12 protein-coding genes are annotated in these 17,876 nt (G+C 67.7%); 6 read left to right on the top strand and 6 right to left on the bottom strand.

Annotated features, from left to right (window positions below):
• Positions 1-54: 54 nt before the first annotated feature.
• Complete coding sequence (locus HMPREF1224_RS18720; RefSeq protein ID WP_003091615.1) at positions 55-342, bottom strand: hypothetical protein; 288 nt, start codon at positions 340-342, stop codon at positions 55-57.
• 166 nt (positions 343-508) lie between these two features.
• Between HMPREF1224_RS18720 and HMPREF1224_RS18715 the strand changes: the two genes are divergently transcribed.
• A complete protein-coding gene (locus tag HMPREF1224_RS18715; RefSeq protein WP_003091614.1) occupies positions 509-892 on the top strand; it encodes a hypothetical protein in 384 nt (127 codons plus the stop codon).
• A gap of 68 nt (positions 893-960) precedes the next feature.
• Positions 961-5,307 carry a DEAD/DEAH box helicase gene (locus HMPREF1224_RS18710; protein WP_010793246.1) on the top strand — a complete coding sequence of 1,449 codons (4,347 nt, stop codon included), beginning with the start codon at positions 961-963 and terminating at the stop codon, positions 5,305-5,307.
• A gap of 7 nt (positions 5,308-5,314) precedes the next feature.
• Here HMPREF1224_RS18710 and HMPREF1224_RS18705 read toward each other — a convergent pair whose 3' ends face one another.
• The gene (locus HMPREF1224_RS18705) at positions 5,315-8,794 is read right to left on the bottom strand and encodes a PAS domain-containing hybrid sensor histidine kinase/response regulator (protein ID WP_003117605.1); all 3,480 of its coding nucleotides are present in this window, start codon (positions 8,792-8,794) and stop codon (positions 5,315-5,317) included.
• A gap of 265 nt (positions 8,795-9,059) precedes the next feature.
• On the opposite strand from HMPREF1224_RS18705, the gene HMPREF1224_RS18700 reads away from it, so the two are divergent.
• The 4 genes from HMPREF1224_RS18700 (at position 9,060) to HMPREF1224_RS18685 (ending at position 14,879) form a co-directional block, all read left to right on the top strand.
• Complete coding sequence (locus HMPREF1224_RS18700; protein ID WP_003119682.1) at positions 9,060-9,647, top strand: GNAT family N-acetyltransferase; 588 nt, start codon at positions 9,060-9,062, stop codon at positions 9,645-9,647.
• A 66-nt stretch (positions 9,648-9,713) separates the two neighbouring features.
• Positions 9,714-10,568, top strand: a complete 855-nt coding sequence (locus HMPREF1224_RS18695) for an AraC family transcriptional regulator (RefSeq protein WP_003091607.1) — start codon at positions 9,714-9,716, stop codon at positions 10,566-10,568.
• Positions 10,569-10,664: 96 nt separating this feature from the next.
• The gene (locus HMPREF1224_RS18690; RefSeq protein ID WP_010793245.1) at positions 10,665-12,830 is read left to right on the top strand and encodes a TonB-dependent receptor family protein; all 2,166 of its coding nucleotides are present in this window, start codon (positions 10,665-10,667) and stop codon (positions 12,828-12,830) included.
• Positions 12,831-13,004: 174 nt separating this feature from the next.
• Complete coding sequence (locus HMPREF1224_RS18685; RefSeq protein WP_010793244.1) at positions 13,005-14,879, top strand: MFS transporter; 1,875 nt, start codon at positions 13,005-13,007, stop codon at positions 14,877-14,879.
• Positions 14,880-14,939: 60 nt separating this feature from the next.
• Here the strand turns inward: HMPREF1224_RS18685 and HMPREF1224_RS18680 are convergent, their stop codons facing one another.
• The 4 genes from HMPREF1224_RS18680 to rdgC all read right to left on the bottom strand — a co-directional run bounded on the left by HMPREF1224_RS18680 (position 14,940) and on the right by rdgC (position 17,760).
• On the bottom strand, positions 14,940-15,149 hold the full coding sequence (locus tag HMPREF1224_RS18680; RefSeq protein WP_003091604.1) for a cold-shock protein: 210 nt from the start codon (positions 15,147-15,149) through the stop codon (positions 14,940-14,942).
• A gap of 214 nt (positions 15,150-15,363) precedes the next feature.
• The gene (gene sugE / locus HMPREF1224_RS18675) at positions 15,364-15,678 is read right to left on the bottom strand and encodes a quaternary ammonium compound efflux SMR transporter SugE (RefSeq protein WP_003091603.1); all 315 of its coding nucleotides are present in this window, start codon (positions 15,676-15,678) and stop codon (positions 15,364-15,366) included.
• Positions 15,679-15,817: 139 nt separating this feature from the next.
• Positions 15,818-16,753, bottom strand: a complete 936-nt coding sequence (locus HMPREF1224_RS18670; protein WP_003115569.1) for a bile acid:sodium symporter family protein — start codon at positions 16,751-16,753, stop codon at positions 15,818-15,820.
• 86 nt (positions 16,754-16,839) lie between these two features.
• A complete protein-coding gene (gene rdgC, locus HMPREF1224_RS18665; protein ID WP_003091601.1) occupies positions 16,840-17,760 on the bottom strand; it encodes a recombination-associated protein RdgC in 921 nt (306 codons plus the stop codon).
• Between the last annotated feature and the right edge of the window lie 116 nt (positions 17,761-17,876).

Here is a 17,876-nt window from a genome sequence, read left to right as displayed (position 1 = left end):
CGTCACGGGCGCCGGACCCCGCCGTCCCGGGCCACCGCACCCCGAACCGGCGGATCACTGCGAAGTGTTGCGCTGTACGTCACCTTTTTCCTGATCCAGTTCCTTGAGCATCTGCGCGTAGGCATCGCAATCGCTCGGCCGGTTCTGTTCCGAGCGGGCTTCCTGGCGCTGGCGCAACTGCTCGTTGAGTTCCCTGGCCCGTTGCGGGTTCTTCTGGGTGATCGAGGCGACCTTGGTGGCGACTTCCTTGCCCATCTTTTCCGCCTCCGCTTCGGAACAGGCGAAGACCGGCGTGGCGACCAGCAAGGCGCAGGCGCTGGCGAGGGCGAAAAGCGGTTTCATGGCGTACTCCTGTGGGGTGGTCCTGAGCGGTGGAGCCCGGTCGAGCCGACAAAGTTCAGCCGCAACGCCGGACGGCGACCGATTCGAACCCTCGCGGCGGGTTGCGGGTCGCACGCATAGAGAGGGTGCGAAGGACCCTCGTTGCTTATGCCGCAGGAGGTATGCCATGACTCACGATTGGGATCTGGTCGAACGGTTGCTGCTGGAGGTCCGGCAGTCCGCCCATGAGAACTTCGCCCCGCGCGCCCATGCCGAACGCCTGGCCGAGGAACGCTCCCAGGCCGGGCAGCGGGTCGGCGACATGGATGCGTTGAAGCAGAAGGCCGCCGACTACGAGGCGATCCTGCTGGAGGGCGGCTTCATCGAGCCGCGTCCGGAAGAGCAGGGCGGCAATGGCGAGAACTTCGTCCTCACGCCGCGCGGCGAGCGCCTGCTCGGCCTGATCGGCGGCGAGACGCCGAAGGCCGCCGAGGCTCGCCGGCTGCTCGAGGAGAACGGCAGCGAAGCGCTGCACGCCGAGCGCTTCGACCGTTTCGTCGCCGGGCTCTGAAACTGCGCCCGACGGGCGATCGGCGGGGCTTGTGAGTCGCCCGCGGCGCCACCATAGTGCGGAGCATGATGCCTATTTCATCCTCTTCCGCCCGCCGCGCCGAGCCGGCTCCGCGGCCCCTGGCGGAGTTCCATCCCGCCGTCCGCCAGTGGTTCGAACGCCACTTCGCCGCGCCCACGCCGGCCCAGGTCGAGGCCTGGCCGGCGATCCGCGAGGGGCTTTCGACCCTGGTCGCCGCGCCCACCGGTTCGGGCAAGACCCTGACCGCCTTCCTCGCCGCCATCGATGCCCTGGTGGTGGAGGGGCTGGCCGCCGGCGGCGAGTTGGCGGATGCCACCCAGGTGGTCTATGTCTCGCCGCTGAAAGCGCTGTCCAACGACATCCGCATCAACCTGGAGCAACCGCTGGCTGGCATCCGCGAGGAACTGGCGCGTCTCGGCCTGCCCGACGTCGATATCCGTAGCGCGGTGCGCACCGGCGATACGCCGCAGGTCGAGCGCGGATCGATGCGCAAGCGCCCGCCGCACATCCTGGTCACCACGCCCGAATCGCTGTACATCCTGCTCGGCTCGGAGTCGGGCCGGCAGATGCTTGCCGGGGTGCGCAGCGTGATCGTCGACGAGATCCATGCCCTGGCCGGCAGCAAGCGCGGCAGCCACCTGGCGCTGTCGCTGGAGCGCCTGCAGGCGCTGTGTCCGCGACCGCTGCTGCGGATCGGGCTGTCCGCCACGCAGAAACCGATCGAGAAGGTCGCGCGCTTCCTCGTCGGCGCCAGCGGCAATCCGCGCGATCCGGCCTGCCGGATCGTCGACATCGGCTATACGCGCCCCCGCGACCTGGGCATCGAGGTACCGCCGGTGGCGCTGGAAGCGGTGATGTCCAACGACACCTGGGAGCTGGTCTACGACCGCCTGGCGCACCTGGCCGGCGAGCACCGCACCACCCTGGTGTTCGTCAACACCCGGCGCATGGCCGAGCGGGTCACCCGCTTCCTCGCCGAACGCCTCGGCAGCCGCCAGGTGGCGGCCCACCACGGCAGCCTGGCCAAGGAGCTGCGCCTGGATGCCGAGCAGCGCCTCAAGGCCGGGCAATTGAAGGTACTGGTGGCGACCGCCTCGCTGGAGCTGGGCATCGATATCGGCGACGTCGAGTTGGTCTGCCAGTTGTCGTCGCCGCGCTCCATCGCCGCCTTCCTGCAACGGGTCGGGCGTTCCGGGCACAGTGTCGGCGGCACCCCCAAGGGCCGGTTGTTCCCGACCTCCCGCGACGACCTGGTGGAATGCGCGGCGCTGCTCGACAGCGTGCGCCGTGGCGAGCTGGACAGCCTGGTGCTGCCACGCCAGCCGCTGGACGTGCTGGCGCAGCAGATCGTCGCCGAAGTGGCCTGCCAGGAGTGGCGCGAGGACGACCTCTATCGGCTGGTGATCCGCGCCGAACCCTACGCCGGGCTGGAGCGCGAGCGCTTCGACGAAGTCCTGCGGATGCTTGCCGAGGGCTACCACTCACGCCTCGGCGTGCGCGGCGCCTATCTCCATCGCGATGCGCTCAACGGCCTGCTCCGTGGCCGCCGTGGCGCGCGGCTGACCGCGCTGACCTCGGGCGGGACCATTCCCGATACCGGCGACTACAGCGTGCTGCTGGAGCCGCAGGGCCTGCTGGTGGGGACGGTCAACGAAGATTTCGCGGTGGAGAGCCTGGCCGGCGATGTGTTCCAGCTGGGCAACACCTCGTACCGGATCATCCGCATCGAGCCGGGACGGGTACGGGTCGAGGACGCCCAGGGCCAGCCGCCGAACATTCCGTTCTGGCTGGGTGAGGCGCCGGGGCGCAGCGACGAGCTGTCGGCCAGCGTGGCGCGCCTGCGCGACACCCTCGACGAGCTGCTCGGCGAAGGCCAGGCATTGCCGGAAGGGCAGCGGCTGGAGCCAGCCATCGCCTGGCTCGGCGCCACCCTCGGGCTGGACGATGGCGCCGCGCGGCAGATCGTCGAGTACCTGGCCCGCGCCCGCCAGGCCCTGGGTGGCCTGCCCGGGAGCCGGCGGCTGGTGATGGAACGCTTCTTCGACGAATCCGGCGGCATGCAACTGATCATCCACAGTCCCCACGGCAGCCGCCTCAACCGCGCCTGGGGCCTGGCGCTGCGCAAGCGTTTCTGCCGCAGCTTCAACTTCGAGCTGCAGGCGGCGGCCACCGAGGACGCGATCATCCTCTCGCTGTCCACCAGCCACAGCTTTCCCCTCGACGAGGTCTGGCGCTACCTGCATTCGGCGAGCGCCGAGCACCTGTTGGTACAGGCCGTGCTCGACGCGCCGCTGTTCGGCGTGCGCTGGCGCTGGAACCTGACCACCTCGCTCGGTTTGCCGCGCTATGCCGGCGGTCGCAAGGTGCCGCCGCAACTGCTGCGGATGAAGAGCGAGGATCTGCTGGCCAGCGTGTTCCCCGACCAGGTGGCGTGCCTGGAGAATATCGTCGGCGAGCGCGAGGTGCCCGATCACCCGCTGGTGGCGCAGACCCTTGACGACTGCCTGCACGAGGCGATGGATTGCGAGGGCTGGCTGGCCCTGCTGCGCGACATGGAGAGCGGCGCGGTGGACTTGCTGGCGCGCGACCTGCCGGCGCCTTCGGCGTTGGCGGCGGAGATACTCACCGCGCGTCCCTACGCCTATCTCGACGATGCGCCGCTGGAGGAGCGGCGTACCCAGGCGGTACAGAATCGCCGCTGGAGCGATCCCGAGTCCGCCGACGACCTCGGCGCCCTGGACCTTGAGGCGATCGAGGCGGTGCGTGGCGAGGCCTGGCCGGAAGCGCGCAACGCCGACGAGATGCATGAGGCGCTGAACAGCCTGGGCTTCCTCACCTCGGGCGAGGCCGAGGCCAATCCGGGCTGGGGGGAATGGCTTGCGCAACTGTCGGAGCAACGCCGCGCCGGACGCCTGGACTGCGCAGGCAGCACTCTCTGGCTGGCGGCGGAGCGCCTGCCGGCGATGCGCCTGGTGCATCCCGCGGCGAAGGTGCCCGACGCTTTCCAGGCGCCTCGCGGCTATCCGCCGCCGGACTCGGCGGAAGCGGCGACCGTGGAGCTGACCCGCGCCCGCCTGGGTGGCTTCGGGCCACGCACGGCCGGGCAGTTGGCGGCCGACCTGGGCATCGGCCTGGCCGACCAGCAGTACGCCTTGGCCGCCCTGGAGCGCGAAGGCTATGTGCTGCGTGGCCGCTTCAGTCCTGGCGCGACGGAAGAGGAGTGGTGCGAACGCCATCTGCTGGCGCGCATCCATCGCTATACGGTGAAGCGCCTGCGCCGGGAAATCGAGCCGGTGGAGCGCGCCGATTTCATGCGTTTCCTGTTCGACTGGCAGCGCCTGGCGCCGGGCACCCGTGGCCGGGGTGCGGAGTCCCTGGCTACGGTGGTCGAGCAGCTGGAAGGCTTCCAGGCCGCGGCGGCCGCCTGGGAAAGCGAACTGCTGGCAGCGCGGGTGGCCGACTACGCCAGCCATTGGCTGGACCAGCTGTGCCGTTCCGGACGCATCGTCTGGGCGCGCCTGGCCGGACGCAGCAAGGCCGCCGGCGGTCCGCTGCGCAGCGCGCCGATCGTGCTCCTGCCGCGCCGCGAGCTGGGGCTCTGGAGCGTCCTGCAGCGCGACGCGCCGGAGCCGGAACTGTCGCCGCGCGCGGCCAGGGTACTGGAGGTGCTGCGCGAGCAGGGTGCATCGTTCTTCGACGAACTGAGCCAGGGTGCCCACCTGCTGCGCAGCGAGCTGGAGAACGCCCTCGGCGAGCTGGTCTCGGTCGGCCGGGTCAACGCCGACAGCTTCGCCGGGCTGCGCACCCTGCTGATGCCGGCGGACAAGCGCAGCCGCCAGGAGCGCCGCTCGCGCGGCCTGCCGGGCGGCATGCAGGACGCCGGGCGCTGGGCGCCGCTGCGCCGGGCGAAGGCGGAAGAGGCGGGGCAGCGTTTGCCGGCGGAGGTTCTCGAACATGTCGCCCGGACCTTGCTGCGGCGCTATGGGGTGGTCGCCTGGCGCCTGCTGGAGCGCGAGGCCGACTGGCTGCCGCCGTGGCGCGAGTTGCTGCGCGTCTACCATCGCCTGGAAGCGCGCGGCGAGATTCGCGGCGGGCGCTTCATCGCCGGCCTGGCCGGCGAGCAGTTCGCCTTGGCGGAAGCGGTCGGCCTGTTGCGCGAGGTGCGCAAGCGACCGCCGGATGGGGCGATGCTGGTGGTGTCGGCAGTCGATCCGTTGAACCTGGTCGGCGGCCTGCTACCCGGCGAACGGGTGCCGGCGGTGACCGGCAACCGCCTGCTCTATCGAGACGGAGCGCCGCTGGCGGCGCTGGTAGCCGGCAAGGTGCGGATGCTCGCGGAAGTCGACGGCGAGACCGCGCAGCAAATCCGTGCGCTGCTGATCCGCCGTCACTGAGGCCCGCTCAGCGCAGGCTCAGATGGCGGCTGAGCAGGGCCCTCAACGCGGCCGGCTTGACCGGCTTGGACAGGTAGTCGAGGCCGGCGGCGTGGATCTCCGCCACCAGTTCCGGCCGCGCGTCGGCGCTGATCACCACCCCCGGCACCGGCTCGCCCAGGCGCGTGCGCAGCCAGGCCATCAATTGCGTACCGGTCTCGCCGTCGTCGAGGTGATAGTCGATCAACGCCAGTTGCGGGCGCATCTCGCTGTCCAGCAGCGTGGCGCATTCCTCGCGGCTGCGCGCGGTCCAGACCTGGCAGCCCCAGCGGCTGAGCAGGCTGTTCATGCCGGCGAGGATGCTGTCCTCGTTGTCCACGCAGAGCACCTGGGCGCCGTTCAGCGCCTGCGCCGGTTCGGCCTTGTGGCCGTTGGCCAGGGCCGGCGGCGCCTGCCGCGCCAGCGGTACGCGGACGCTGAAGACGCTGCCCTTGCCCGGCCAGGAACGTACTTCCAGCGGATGGCCGAGGACCTTGCAGAGCCGGTCGGCGATCGCCAGGCCGAGACCGAGGCCTTTCTCCGCGCGGGTCTGGTGGCTGTCCAGGCGCTTGAACTCTTCGAAGATGACTTTCTGCTTGTCCGGTGGGATGCCCGGCCCCTGGTCCCAGACCTCCAGGCGCAGGTAGCCGTCCTCGCGGCGCACGCCGAGCAGCACGTGGCCCTTGGCGTAGCGGAAAGCGTTGGTCAGGAAGTTCTGCAGGATGCGCCGCAGCAGCTTGATGTCGCTGTCCACCCGCAGTTGGCTGCCGCGCAGGCGGAAATGCAGGCCCTGTTCCTGGGCCAGCGCCTTGAACTCGACGCCGAGGGCATCGTAGAGGTTGTTCAGCGGGAACGGGTTGCGTTCGGCGCTGACCCGGCCGCTTTCCAGGCGCGAGATGTCCAGCAGGTCGGTGATCAGGTCCTCGGCGGAACGCAGCGACGAGTCGAGGTGCTGCACCAGGTCGCGGACCTCGCCGGGCAGCGCGTCCTGGTGGGCGAGGGCGGCGGAGAACAGCCGCGCGGCGTTCAGCGGCTGCATCAGGTCGTGGCTGACGGCGGCGAGGAAGCGGGTCTTCGACTGGTTGGCGGCCTCGGCGTTGCTCTTCGCCTCGCTGAGTTCCTGGTTCAACTGCGAGAGTTCCTGGGTACGCTCCTGGACCCGCTGTTCCAGCGACTCGTTGGCGCCCTTGAGGCCCTGTTCGGCCTCGCGGTAGGCGGTGATATCGGTGAAGCTCATGACGAAGCCGCCGCCGGGCATCGGGTTGCCGATCAGCTCGATGACCCGGCCGTTGGGGAACAGCCGCTCGGAGGTGTGCGGAGTGCCCTGGCGCATCCAGTACAGGCGCTTGGCCACGTGCATGTCCGGATCGCCGGGCCCGCACAGGCCGCGATCGGCGTTGTAGCGGATGATGTCGGCGATCGGCCGGCCGACGTAGATCAGCCCGTCCGGGTACTCGAACAGCTCCAGGTAGCGGTGGTTCCAGGCCACCAGGCGCAGCGACTGGTCGACCACGCTGATGCCCTGGGTGATGTTCTCGATCGCGCCCTGCAGCAGGGCGCGGTTGAATTGCAGCACCTCGGAGGCTTCGTCGGCGATCCGCACCACGTCCTCCACCTGCATCTCGCGCCCTTCGATGGCGGCCTTCACCACCGCCCGCGCCGAGGACGCGCCGAGGACCCCGGCGAGCAGGCGCTCGGTGTGCGCGATCCACTCGTTGTTGGCGGTCTGGTTCGGGGTGAAGCCCTTGCCCTGGCGGTAGGCGAAGCGGATGAAGCTTTGCCGCGCGCGTTCCTCGCCGACGAAACGCGCGGCGAGCATCAGCAGGTCTTCCACCTGCACCGCGAGCATGAAGCGCGAGTTCTGCCGCTGGGAGATCTCCTGGCCGATGAAGCGGCTGGCCTGCCAGTGCTCGGACACGCGGGTGCGCGAGAGCACCGAGACCAGGCCGAACAGGGCGAAGTTGCCGACCAGCGAGATCAGCACGCCCTGGGTCAGCGGCTCGATCGGCAGGCCGAAGGGATTGCTTGCCAGCCAGGTCAGGCCGGGGATGCGCTCCAGCGGCCAGCCGAGGCCCTTGGCCACCACCGGCAGGACCAGCGTATAGGCCCACAGCAGCGAGCCGGCGGCGAGGCCGGCGAAGACCCCGCGGCGGTTGGCCTGTTTCCAGTACAGCGCGCCGATCATCGCCGGGCCGAGCTGGGCGATGGCGGCGAAGGCGATCTGGCCGATGGTCGCCAGGCTGGCGCTGGAGCCGAGCAGGCGGTAGGCCACGTAGGCGAGCAGCAGGATCACCGCGATGCTCACCCGGCGTACGGTCAGCAGCCAGTGACGGAAGGCCTCGAAGGGCCGTTCGGTGTCCTTTTCCCGGCGTCGCAGCAGCCACGGCAGGAGCATGTCGTTGGAGACCATGGTCGACAGCGCGACGCTGGCGACGATGACCATTCCGGTGGCGGCCGAGGCGCCGCCAATGAATGCCAGCAGGGCCAGCGCCGGGTGCGCCTCGGCCAGCGGCAGGCTGATGACGAAGGAGTCCGGCATTACCCCGGCGGGCAGGTGCAATTGGCCGGCGAGGGCGATCGGCACCACGAACAACGCGGCCAGCACCAGGTAGATGGGGAACACCCAGCGCGCCAGGTTGAGGTCGCGCGGCTCGATGTTCTCCACCACGGTGACGTGGAATTGCCGCGGCAGGCACATGATCGCGGTCATCGCCACGCCGGTCTGCAGCAGCATCGCCGGCCAGTGCACGGTCTCTTCCCAGTAGTCGGCCAACTGCGGCGCGGCGCGGGCCTGGGAGAAGAGATCGGCGAAGCCGTCGTAGAGGCCGAAGGTGACGAAGATGCCCACGGCGAGGAAGGCGGTGAGCTTGACCAGCGACTCGAAGGCGATGGCCAGGACCATGCCGCGGTGGTGTTCGGTGACATCCAGGCTGCGGGTACCGAAGACGATGGTGAACAGCGCCAGCACCAGTGACACGATCAGCGCCGTGTCCTGGGCGCGGGTACCGGTGGAGTCGGCGCCGGAGCCGATCAGCAGGTTCACCCCGAGGACGATGCCTTTCAGTTGCAGGGCGATGTAGGGCAGCACGCCGACCATGCAGATCAGCGCCACCACCACCGCCAGCGCCTGCGACTTGCCGTAGCGGGCGGCGATGAAGTCGGCGATGGAGGTGATGTTCTCCTGCTTGCTGATCATGATCATCTTCTGCAGCACCCAGGGCGCGAACAGCATCAGCAACACCGGTCCGAGGTAGATCGGCAGGAACGACCAGAGCTGGTCGGTGGCCTGGCCGACCGCGCCGAAGAAGGTCCAGCTGGTGCAGTACACTGCCAGGGAGAGGCTGTAGACCCAGGCGCGCAGGCGGGGTGAGAGCGGGGTGCGGCGACGGTCGCCATAGAAGGCGATGGCGAACAGGATGGCCATGTAGACCAGGGCGACCACGGCGATCAGCCCGATGGACAGCGACATGCGAACTCCGATGATGTCCCCGCGTGAAGCTGGCGTGAGGCGGGGGTCTTGCTTTCGCGCCAGTTTCGCACTTGTCGGCCCGCGCGTCAGGCTGCCTGCGACCAAGGTCGCACGCATGCTTGAGCCGGACGCGCGGAGTTGGTAGCGTGCCGGGCTGCGTGAGCGCGGACGGCCCCGGCGGCCGGCTGTCCGTTCATCGTAGCCGGTTTCGGCTGCGGCACTAAACGCGGCCGCTACGCTCTGATGGGAGCGGAGTTTTGCGTCGATGTCGAGGAGGGCGCCCATGTTCAAGCCGCTACCGATCACCCTGCAGCGCGGAGCCTTGCGTCTCGAGCCGCTGGTGGAAGCGGACATTCCCGAGCTGGTGAGCCTCGCCGAAGCCAACCGCGAGGCGCTGCAGTACATGGACGGACCGACGCGGCCGGACTGGTACCGCCAGAGCCTCGCCGAGCAGCGCGAGGGCAGGGCGTTGCCGCTCGCCGTCCGCCTCGGCGTGCAACTGGTCGGGACCACGCGCTTCGCCGAGTTCCTTCCCGCCTTGCCGGCCTGCGAGATCGGCTGGACCTGGCTCGACCAGGCCCAGCACGGCAGCGGCCTGAACCGCATGATCAAGTACCTGATGCTCAAGCATGCCTTCGACAACCTGCGCATGGTCCGCGTGCAGCTCAGCACGGCGGCGAGCAACCTGCGCGCCCAGGGCGCCATCGACAAGCTCGGCGCGCAGCGCGAGGGCGTGCTGCGCAACCACCGGCGGCTGGCCGGCGGGCGGCTAGACGACACCTTCGTCTACAGCATCACCGACCACGAATGGCCGCAGGTCAAGGCGGCGCTGGAAGCCAGCTTCACCGGCTGAAGCCGGTTCCGTCGCTCCTGCGGTATGCTGGGCGGCCCGTCCGGACGGGCGAACGAGGAGACGGCAGTGCCGGACGAGACGAGCGGAGAACACACGCATTTCTGGCGCGCCGCCGAACTGGGCGGCGTCGAACTGCTGCACGCGCGCTATGTGGAGCAGCGCTTCGCGCCGCACGTGCACAGCAGCTTCGCCCTAGTCATCATCGAGCAGGGCGCGCAGCGCTTCCGCCATCGTGGCGGCGAGCACCTAGCCCCGCTGGGCAGCATGGTGCTGATCAACCCCGACGAAGTGCACACCGGCTCCAAGGCCCATGATGCCGGTTGGCTCTATCGCGGCTACTACCCGGAAATGGAACAGATCGACGGGATTCTCGACGAGCTGGAAATCCATCATGGCGGCGTGCCGCGTTTCGCCGACAGCGTGATCCACGACCAGCCCCTGGCACGCGCCTTCGTCCACTTGCACCGCCTGCTGGCCGAGCATGCCGGCAGCCTGGAAACCCAGACCCGCTGGCGCGAGACGATGCTCGCCCTGTTCCGTCGCCACGCCCGCCTGCCAGAAGCGCCGAAGGCCGGGCAGGAGCCGTTGGCGGTGGCCCGCGCCCGCGAACTGCTGGCGGCGCGGTTGCTCGATCCGCCTTCTCTGGAGGAACTGGCGGCGGCGGTCAATCTGTCCCCGTTCCATTTTGCCCGGGTCTTCCGTCGCGCCACCGGCATGCCGCCCCACGCCTGGCTCAGACAGCGCCGCCTGGAGCAGGCCAGGGCACTGCTCAAGAGCGGCCGGGCGCCGCTGGAGGTGGCCCTGGAGCTGGGCTTCGCCGACCAGAGCCACCTCGGTCGCCAGTTCAAGCAGGCCTACGGGGTGGCACCGGGTGAATACCGCTCGGCCTGCGCGCGCTCGTCCTTGACGACATACGAATAAGTCAAGCTCACATTTGCAAATCATTTGTATTTACGTTCTTTACGATTTGCCGTAATTTTGCGCCCCACTTTTTCCTGCGTCCCTGGGGGAGCCTCGATGTCGTCCGTGAGTTCGTTGTCGCGCCTGGCCGTCGCCATCGCGCTGGGTGTGTCCATGCAGGCGGCGCAGGCCGAAGAGGAAGCCAAGGAGCTGGGCACGGTCACCGTGGTCGGCGACTGGCTGGGCGAAGCCGACCAGGCGGTGGTGCAGAACCATCCCGGCGCGCGCAGCGTGGTGCGTCGTCGGGAAATGCTCGAGAGCGGTGCGCAGAACGTCCGCGACGTGCTGCGCAAGGTGCCCGGCGTGCAAGTGCAGGACAACAACGGTACCGGCGGCAGCGACATCTCCCTGAACGTCGGGGTGCGTGGCCTGACTTCACGCCTGTCGCCGCGCTCGACGGTGATGATCGACGGCGTGCCGGCGGCGGTGGCGCCCTACGGCCAGCCGCAGCTGTCGATGATGCCGCTGTCCATCGGCAACCTGGAGAGCATCGACGTCGTGCGCGGCGCCGGCTCGGTGCGCTACGGCCCGCAGAACGTCGGCGGGGTGATCAACTTCGTGACCCGGGCGATTCCGGAGAAGTTCTCCGGCGAAATCGGCACCACCATCGAGCATGCCGGCCACGGCGGCTGGAAGAAGCTCAACCAGGCGTTCCTCGGCGGGACCGCCGACAACGGCCTGGGCGTGGCGCTGCTGTATTCCGGGGTGAAGGGCGCCGACTACCGCGACGGCAACAACGACAACGATATCGACGACGTGCTGCTCAAGACCCATTGGCAGCTCACCGACAGCGACCAGTTGGCGGCCAACTTCCACTACTACGACGCCTACGCCGATATGCCAGGCGGCCTGACCCAGGCGCAGTACGACGACGATCCCTTCCAGTCGGTACGCGACTGGGACAATTTCCGTGGTCGGCGCAAGGACTTCTCGCTGAAGTACACCCGCCAGGTCGACGACCTCACCCAGTTCGAGGTGCTCACCTACTACAGCGACAGTTTCCGCGGCAGCAGCATCGCCGCGCGCAACCTCAGGACCATCACCTCGTACCCGCGCGACTACCATGTGTTCGCGGTGGAGCCGCGGGTCTCGCGGATCTTCTTCGCCGGCCCGACCACCCAGGAGGTCGGCATCGGCTACCGCTACCTGAAGGAAGCGATGAACGAGCGCGCCAGCCAGCTGGCCCTGGTCGACAATGTGCCGACCGTGCGTCCCGGCTCGGACGGCCATACCTACCAGGACCGTACCGGCGGTACCGAGGCCAGCGCCTTCTACATCGACGACAAGATCGATGTCGGCAACTGGACCATCACCCCCGGCATCCGCTTCGAGAAGATCGACAGCGACTGGCGCGACCGCCCGGTGCTCGGCCTGAACGGCAAGCCGGTGCAGGAGAAGAAGCGCAGCAAGGACTACAACGAACCGCTGCCGGCGCTGAGCCTGATGTATCACTTGAGCGACGAGTGGAAGCTGTTCGCCAACTACTCCGAATCGTTCGGCAGCCTGCAGTACTTCCAGCTCGGCCAGGGCGGCAGCGGCAACGATACCGCCGCCGGCCTGGAGCCGGAGAAGGCCAAGACCTACGAACTGGGCACGCGCTACGACAACGGCAGCTGGGGCGGCGAGATCACGCTGTTCTACATCGACTTCGACGACGAGCTGCAGTACGTCAGCAACGACGTCGGCTGGACCAACCTCGGCGCCACCAAGCACCAGGGCATCGAGACTTCCGGCCACTATGACTTCGCCGCTCTCGATCCGCGCCTGGACGGCCTGTCGGTCTACGGCAGCCTCACCTATACCCGTGCCACCTACGAAGGCGACATTCCCTCCTTCAAGGGGCGCGACCTGCCGCTCTACTCGCGCCAGGTGGCCACCGCCGGGGTGCGCTACGAGGTCGACCGCTGGACCTACAACCTCGACGCCTTCGCCCAGTCCATGCAGCGCGCGCCAGGGCTGAGCACCGACAGCCAGGGCAACTTCACCCACAACTACATCACCGAGCCCAGCGCCGACGGCCAGTACGGCGACATTCCCGGCTACGTGACCTGGAATGCCCGCGTCGGCTACGACTTCGGCCCGCAGGTGTCGAACCTGAAGCTCGGACTCGGGGTGAAGAACCTGTTCGACAAGCAGTATTTCACCCGCTCCAGCGACAACAATTCGGGAATCTACGTGGGTCAGCCGCGAACGCTGTTCATGCAGGCCAGCGTCGGTTTCTGAATATTCGGATGCGACTTGGCGCATCGTCCGACGACAGGCGTCCTGCGGTAACGCGGACGCCTGTTCTATGATGGGCGCGGAATTTCCATCGGAACGCTGTGGCCTGATCCGCGGTCCATGCAGTCCAATCGATGACGGGCTTCCTTTCGGCGGCCACGCAAGGTAACAAGGACGATGACCCAACATTCGCAATTCGCCCTGCTGGGCAAGCGGCGTTTCCTGCCGTTCTTCATCACCCAGCTGCTCGGCGCCTTCAACGACAACATCTTCAAGCAGTCGCTGATCCTCGCCATCCTCTATCACCTCAGCGTCAGCGGCGACCGCAGCCTGCTGGTCAACCTCTGCGCACTGCTGTTCATCCTGCCGTTCTTCCTGTTCTCGGCACTGGGCGGACAGTTCGGCGAGAAGTACAACAAGGACGCGCTGATGCGCGCGCTGAAGCTGGCCGAGGTAGGCATCATGCTGGTCGGCGCTGCCGGCTTCGTCTTCGGCAGCCTGCCGCTGATGTTCGTCGCGCTGTTCGCCATGGGCACCCACTCGGCGCTATTTGGCCCGGTGAAGTATTCGATCCTGCCCCAGCACCTGCACGAGGACGAACTGGTCGGCGGCAACGCGCTGGTGGAGATGGGCACCTTCCTGGCGATCCTGGCCGGCACCATCGGCGCCGGCGTGCTGATGTCCCATGCGCATTACGCGGCGGCGGTGGCCACCGCGGTGGTGCTGGTGGCCGCCTGCGGCTACCTGGCCAGCCGCGGCATTCCGCGAGCGGCGGCGGCGCTGCCGGGGTTGAAGCTCGACTGGAACATCTTCGCCCAGTCCTGGAGCATCCTCCGCCTGGGGCTCGGCCAGCGCCCGGCGGTCTCGCGCTCGCTGGTGGGCAACTCCTGGTTCTGGTTCCTCGGCGCGGTCTACCTGACGCAGATCCCGACCTTCGCCAAGGAATGGCTGCACGGCGACGAAAGCGTGGTGACCCTGATCCTCACCGTGTTCTCGGTGGGCATCGCGCTGGGCTCGATGCTGTGCGAGAAGCTTTCCGGTCGCAAGGTGGAGATCGGCCTGGTGCCGTTCGGCTCGATCGGCCTGACCGTCTTCGGCATCCTCCTCTGGTGGCACGCCGGCGGCATTCCCCCAGGCGAGGCGCCCTACGACTGGCTGGCGGTGCTGCGCCACCATGAGACCTGGGCGGTGCTGGCCGACATCCTGTTCATCGGCATTTTCGGCGGCTTCTACATCGTACCGCTGTACGCCCTGATCCAGGCGCGCACCGACGAAGACAAGCGGGCCCGGGTGATCGCCGCCAACAACATCCTCAACGCTCTGTTCATGGTCGCCGCGGCGCTGGTCTCGATCCTCTTCCTCAGCGTCGCCAAGCTGTCGATCCCACAACTGTTCCTCGCCCTGTCGCTGATGAACGTCGCGGTGAACGTGTACATCTTCAAGATCGTCCCGGAGTTCACCATGCGCTTCCTGGTCTGGCTGCTCAGCCACACCATGTACCGGGTCCGGCATGTGAACCTGGAGGCGATCCCGGACGAGGGAGCGGCGGTGCTGGTGTGCAACCACGTCTCGTACGTGGACGCGCTGCTGATCGCCGGCTCGATCCGGCGGCCGGTGCGCTTCGTCATGTACTACAGGATCTTCTCGCTGCCGGTGCTCAACTTCGTCTTCCGCACCGCCGGCGCGGTGCCCATAGCGGCGCGCCACGAGGACGAAGGGATCTACGAACGAGCCTTCCAGCGCATCGCCGACTACCTGAGGGACGGGGAGCTGGTGTGCATCTTCCCTGAGGGCAAGCTGACCGCCGACGGCGAGATGAATGAGTTCCGCGCCGGGATCGAGCGGATCATCGAGGAAACCCCGGTTCCGGTGGTCCCCATGGCGCTGCAGGGCCTGTGGGGCAGCTTCTTCAGCCGCGACCCGAACAAGGGCTTCTTCCGCCGCCTGTGGTCGCGGGTAAGCCTGGTGGCCGGCGAATCGGTGGCGCCGGGGGCGGTGGAGCGCCTCGACCTGCAGGCGCGGGTGACGAGCTTGCGCGGCGAAGCTCGTTGATCGATCCGCAGAAACGAAAAAGCCCCGGCGATGCCGGGGCTTTTTTTGGCGAACTACAAGTTAGATAACTTGTACTTCGTCGGCTTGCAGGCCTTTCTGGCCGTTGACGACCACGAAGGAAACCTTCTGGCCTTCCTGCAGGCTCTTGAAGCCGGTGCCCTGGATGGAACGGAAGTGAACGAACAGGTCGTTACCGCTTTCCGGGGTGATGAAGCCGAAGCCTTTGGCGTCGTTGAACCATTTTACGGTGCCGTTCTGACGATTCGACATGGTGTAACTCCTGAAACAAAGTTGATTGCGGCGACGGAAATATCCGAGCCGGTAGGTACTGAGTTGCAAAGAGTACGAGGAGCCGAGGCGATGAGCGGACCGAGATCTACCACACCAGGTCACGATTCACTGTGACCCAAGCAAGCACAGTGGTCGCAGAGTACGCGATAAAACTGCGGAAAGCGATACCCCTCGGAGCATATTCGATGGATGTCTAATGGCTCAGCTTGAGGCCGACCAGTCCGCAGACGATCAGCGCGACGCTGGCCAGGCGCAGCAATGCCATGGATTCGCCGAACAGGACGATCCCGGCGATTACCGTGCCGACCGCGCCGACCCCGGTCCAGACGGCATAGGCGGTGCCCAGCGGCAGGTGCTTCATGGCCAGGCCGAGCAGGCCCAGGCTGACCAGCATGGCGAGCGCCGTGAGGACCGTGGGAAGCGGCTTGCTGAAGCCCTCGGTGTATTTCAGACCAACGGCCCAGCCCACTTCGAACAGGCCGGCAAAAAACAGGATGATCCAGGACATGGCGATCTCCAGGGCAACGGGTGGCGGGGCCGTCCCCATTCGATCACCGGCCGGAGGCGGGTGGTGAGGTCGTCCTCACTGCGTGCGGTATTTTGCATGGTTCATCGGTCGGGACAAGGCTTCCCGACCGGGACCCAGTTCAACGCGGCGTATCATCCAGGCGCCGGAACAGGGCGGCCAGCAGCGAACCGGAGAGATTGTGCCAGACGCTGAACAGCGCGCTGGGCACCGCTGCCAGGGGCGAGAAATGGGCGTTGGCCAGCGCCGCGCCGAGCCCCGAGTTCTGCATGCCGACTTCGATGGCCAGGGCCTTGCGCTGCGCCAGCGGCATGCCGGTCAGCTTGCCGGTGAGATAGCCGAGCAACAGGCCGAAGCCGTTGTGCAGCATCACCACGGCCATGATCAGCAGGCCGGACTCGGCGATCCGCGCCTGGCTGGCGGCCACCACCGCGGCGATGATCACCACGATGCTGAATACCGAGACCAGCGGCAGCACCTCCGCCACCTGCCGGGTGCGCTCGCCGAGCAGGCGCTGTGCCAGCAGGCCGAGGGCGATGGGCACCAGCACCACCTGGAGGATCGACAGGAACATTGCCGCGAACGACACCGGCAGCCAGGCCGAAGCCAGCAGCCAGACCAGCGCCGGCGTGACCAGCGGGGCGAGCAGGGTGGTCACCGAGGTGATCGCCACCGACAGGGCGACATCGCCACGGGACAGCCAGGTCATCACGTTGGAAGCGGTGCCGCCGGGGCAGCAGCCGACCAGGATCACGCCCACCGCGATCTCCGCCGGCAACTGCAACAGGCGGCAGAGCAGCCAGGCCAGGCCGGGCATGATGACGAACTGGGCCAGCACGCCGATCAGCACCCGTATGGGGTGCCGGGCGACCTCGCGGAAGTCTTCGCCCTTGAGCGTCAGGCCCATGCCGAACATCACCAGGCCGAGCAGTGGCGCGATGGCTGCGGTGAGCGGGAGGAACCAGGCAGGGCGGAAGAAGGCGAGGATGGCGAACAGCAGGACCCAGAACGGGAAGCTGGCGCTGACGAAGCGGCTCAGGGCGGTCAGGGCACGCATGGGCTTTCCTTGTTATTGGACGGCCGCCAGTCTGCCATGCCGGGCGCGACTCTCCCAGCGGCGGGCGCCGCCGGGAGAGCGGGGCGTCAGACGCCCTGGGGGATTTCTTCGCCGCCGAGGGCCTCGAAGAGCGCCGGAAGGAATTCGGCGAAGGTCAGCATCATCAGGGTGAAGCTGGCATCGAGCTGGCCGAGGGCGTCTTCGCCGCCGTCCTTTTCCGCCTGCTCCTGCAGCAGGTCTTCGAAGCGCAGGCGCTTGACCGCCAACTTGTCGTCGAGGACGAAGGACAGCTTGTCCGACCAGGCCAGGGACAACTGGGTGACCAGCTTGCCGGCGGTGAGATGCAGCTGGATTTCCTCGCTGGTCAGGTCCTGGCGCTTGCAGCGGACCACGCCGCCATCCTCGTGGGTGTCGCGCAGCTCGCATTCGTCGAGCACGTGGAAGTCGCCGGCGGCTTCCTGGGTCTTGACCCAGTCGGTGAGGGTCGCGGTCGGCGCGACCTTCACGCTCAGCGGGCGTACCGGCAGGGAGCCGAGCGCTTCGCGCAGCGTCGAGAGCAGGTCTTCGGCCTTCTTCGCGCTGGCCGAGTCGACCAGGATCAGGCCGAGGCTCGGCGCGATCGCGGCGAAGGTGCTGGAGCGGCGGATGAAGGCGCGCGGCAGCAGGGTCTGGACGATCTCGTCCTTCAACTGGTCGCGTTCCTTCTTGTAGACCTTGCGCATCTGCTGGGCTTCGATCTCGTCGACCTTTTCCTTCAGTGCGTCACGCACGACGCTGCCCGGCAGGATGCGCTCTTCCTTGCGTGCCGAGATCAGGAAGAAGTCCTGGCTGACGTGTACCAGCGGTGCGTCCGGGCCTTTGCCGAACGGCGCGGTGAAGCCGTAGGTGGTCAGCTCCTGGCTGGCGCAGGGGCGGGCGGGTTTTTCGCCGAGGGCTTTCTCGAGGGAATCGGCATCCAGTTGCAGATCCTGGGTGAGGCGGTAGACGAGCAGATTGCGGAACCACATGGGGTCGTTCTCTCCGGGCACAAAGGACCCATTATTCCGCCGCTGGCGGCTCAGGCCAACCCCGGTCCGTCGCTAACTCCTTGGAACGGCAGAAAATTTTTTTCATCGAGGGGCTT

This window comes from Pseudomonas sp. P179 (genome assembly GCF_000478485.2).
Lineage (GTDB): Bacteria > Pseudomonadota > Gammaproteobacteria > Pseudomonadales > Pseudomonadaceae > Pseudomonas > Pseudomonas aeruginosa.
Note: the sequence above shows the minus strand (reverse complement) of the source record. Positions and strands in the feature narration are given on the sequence as shown.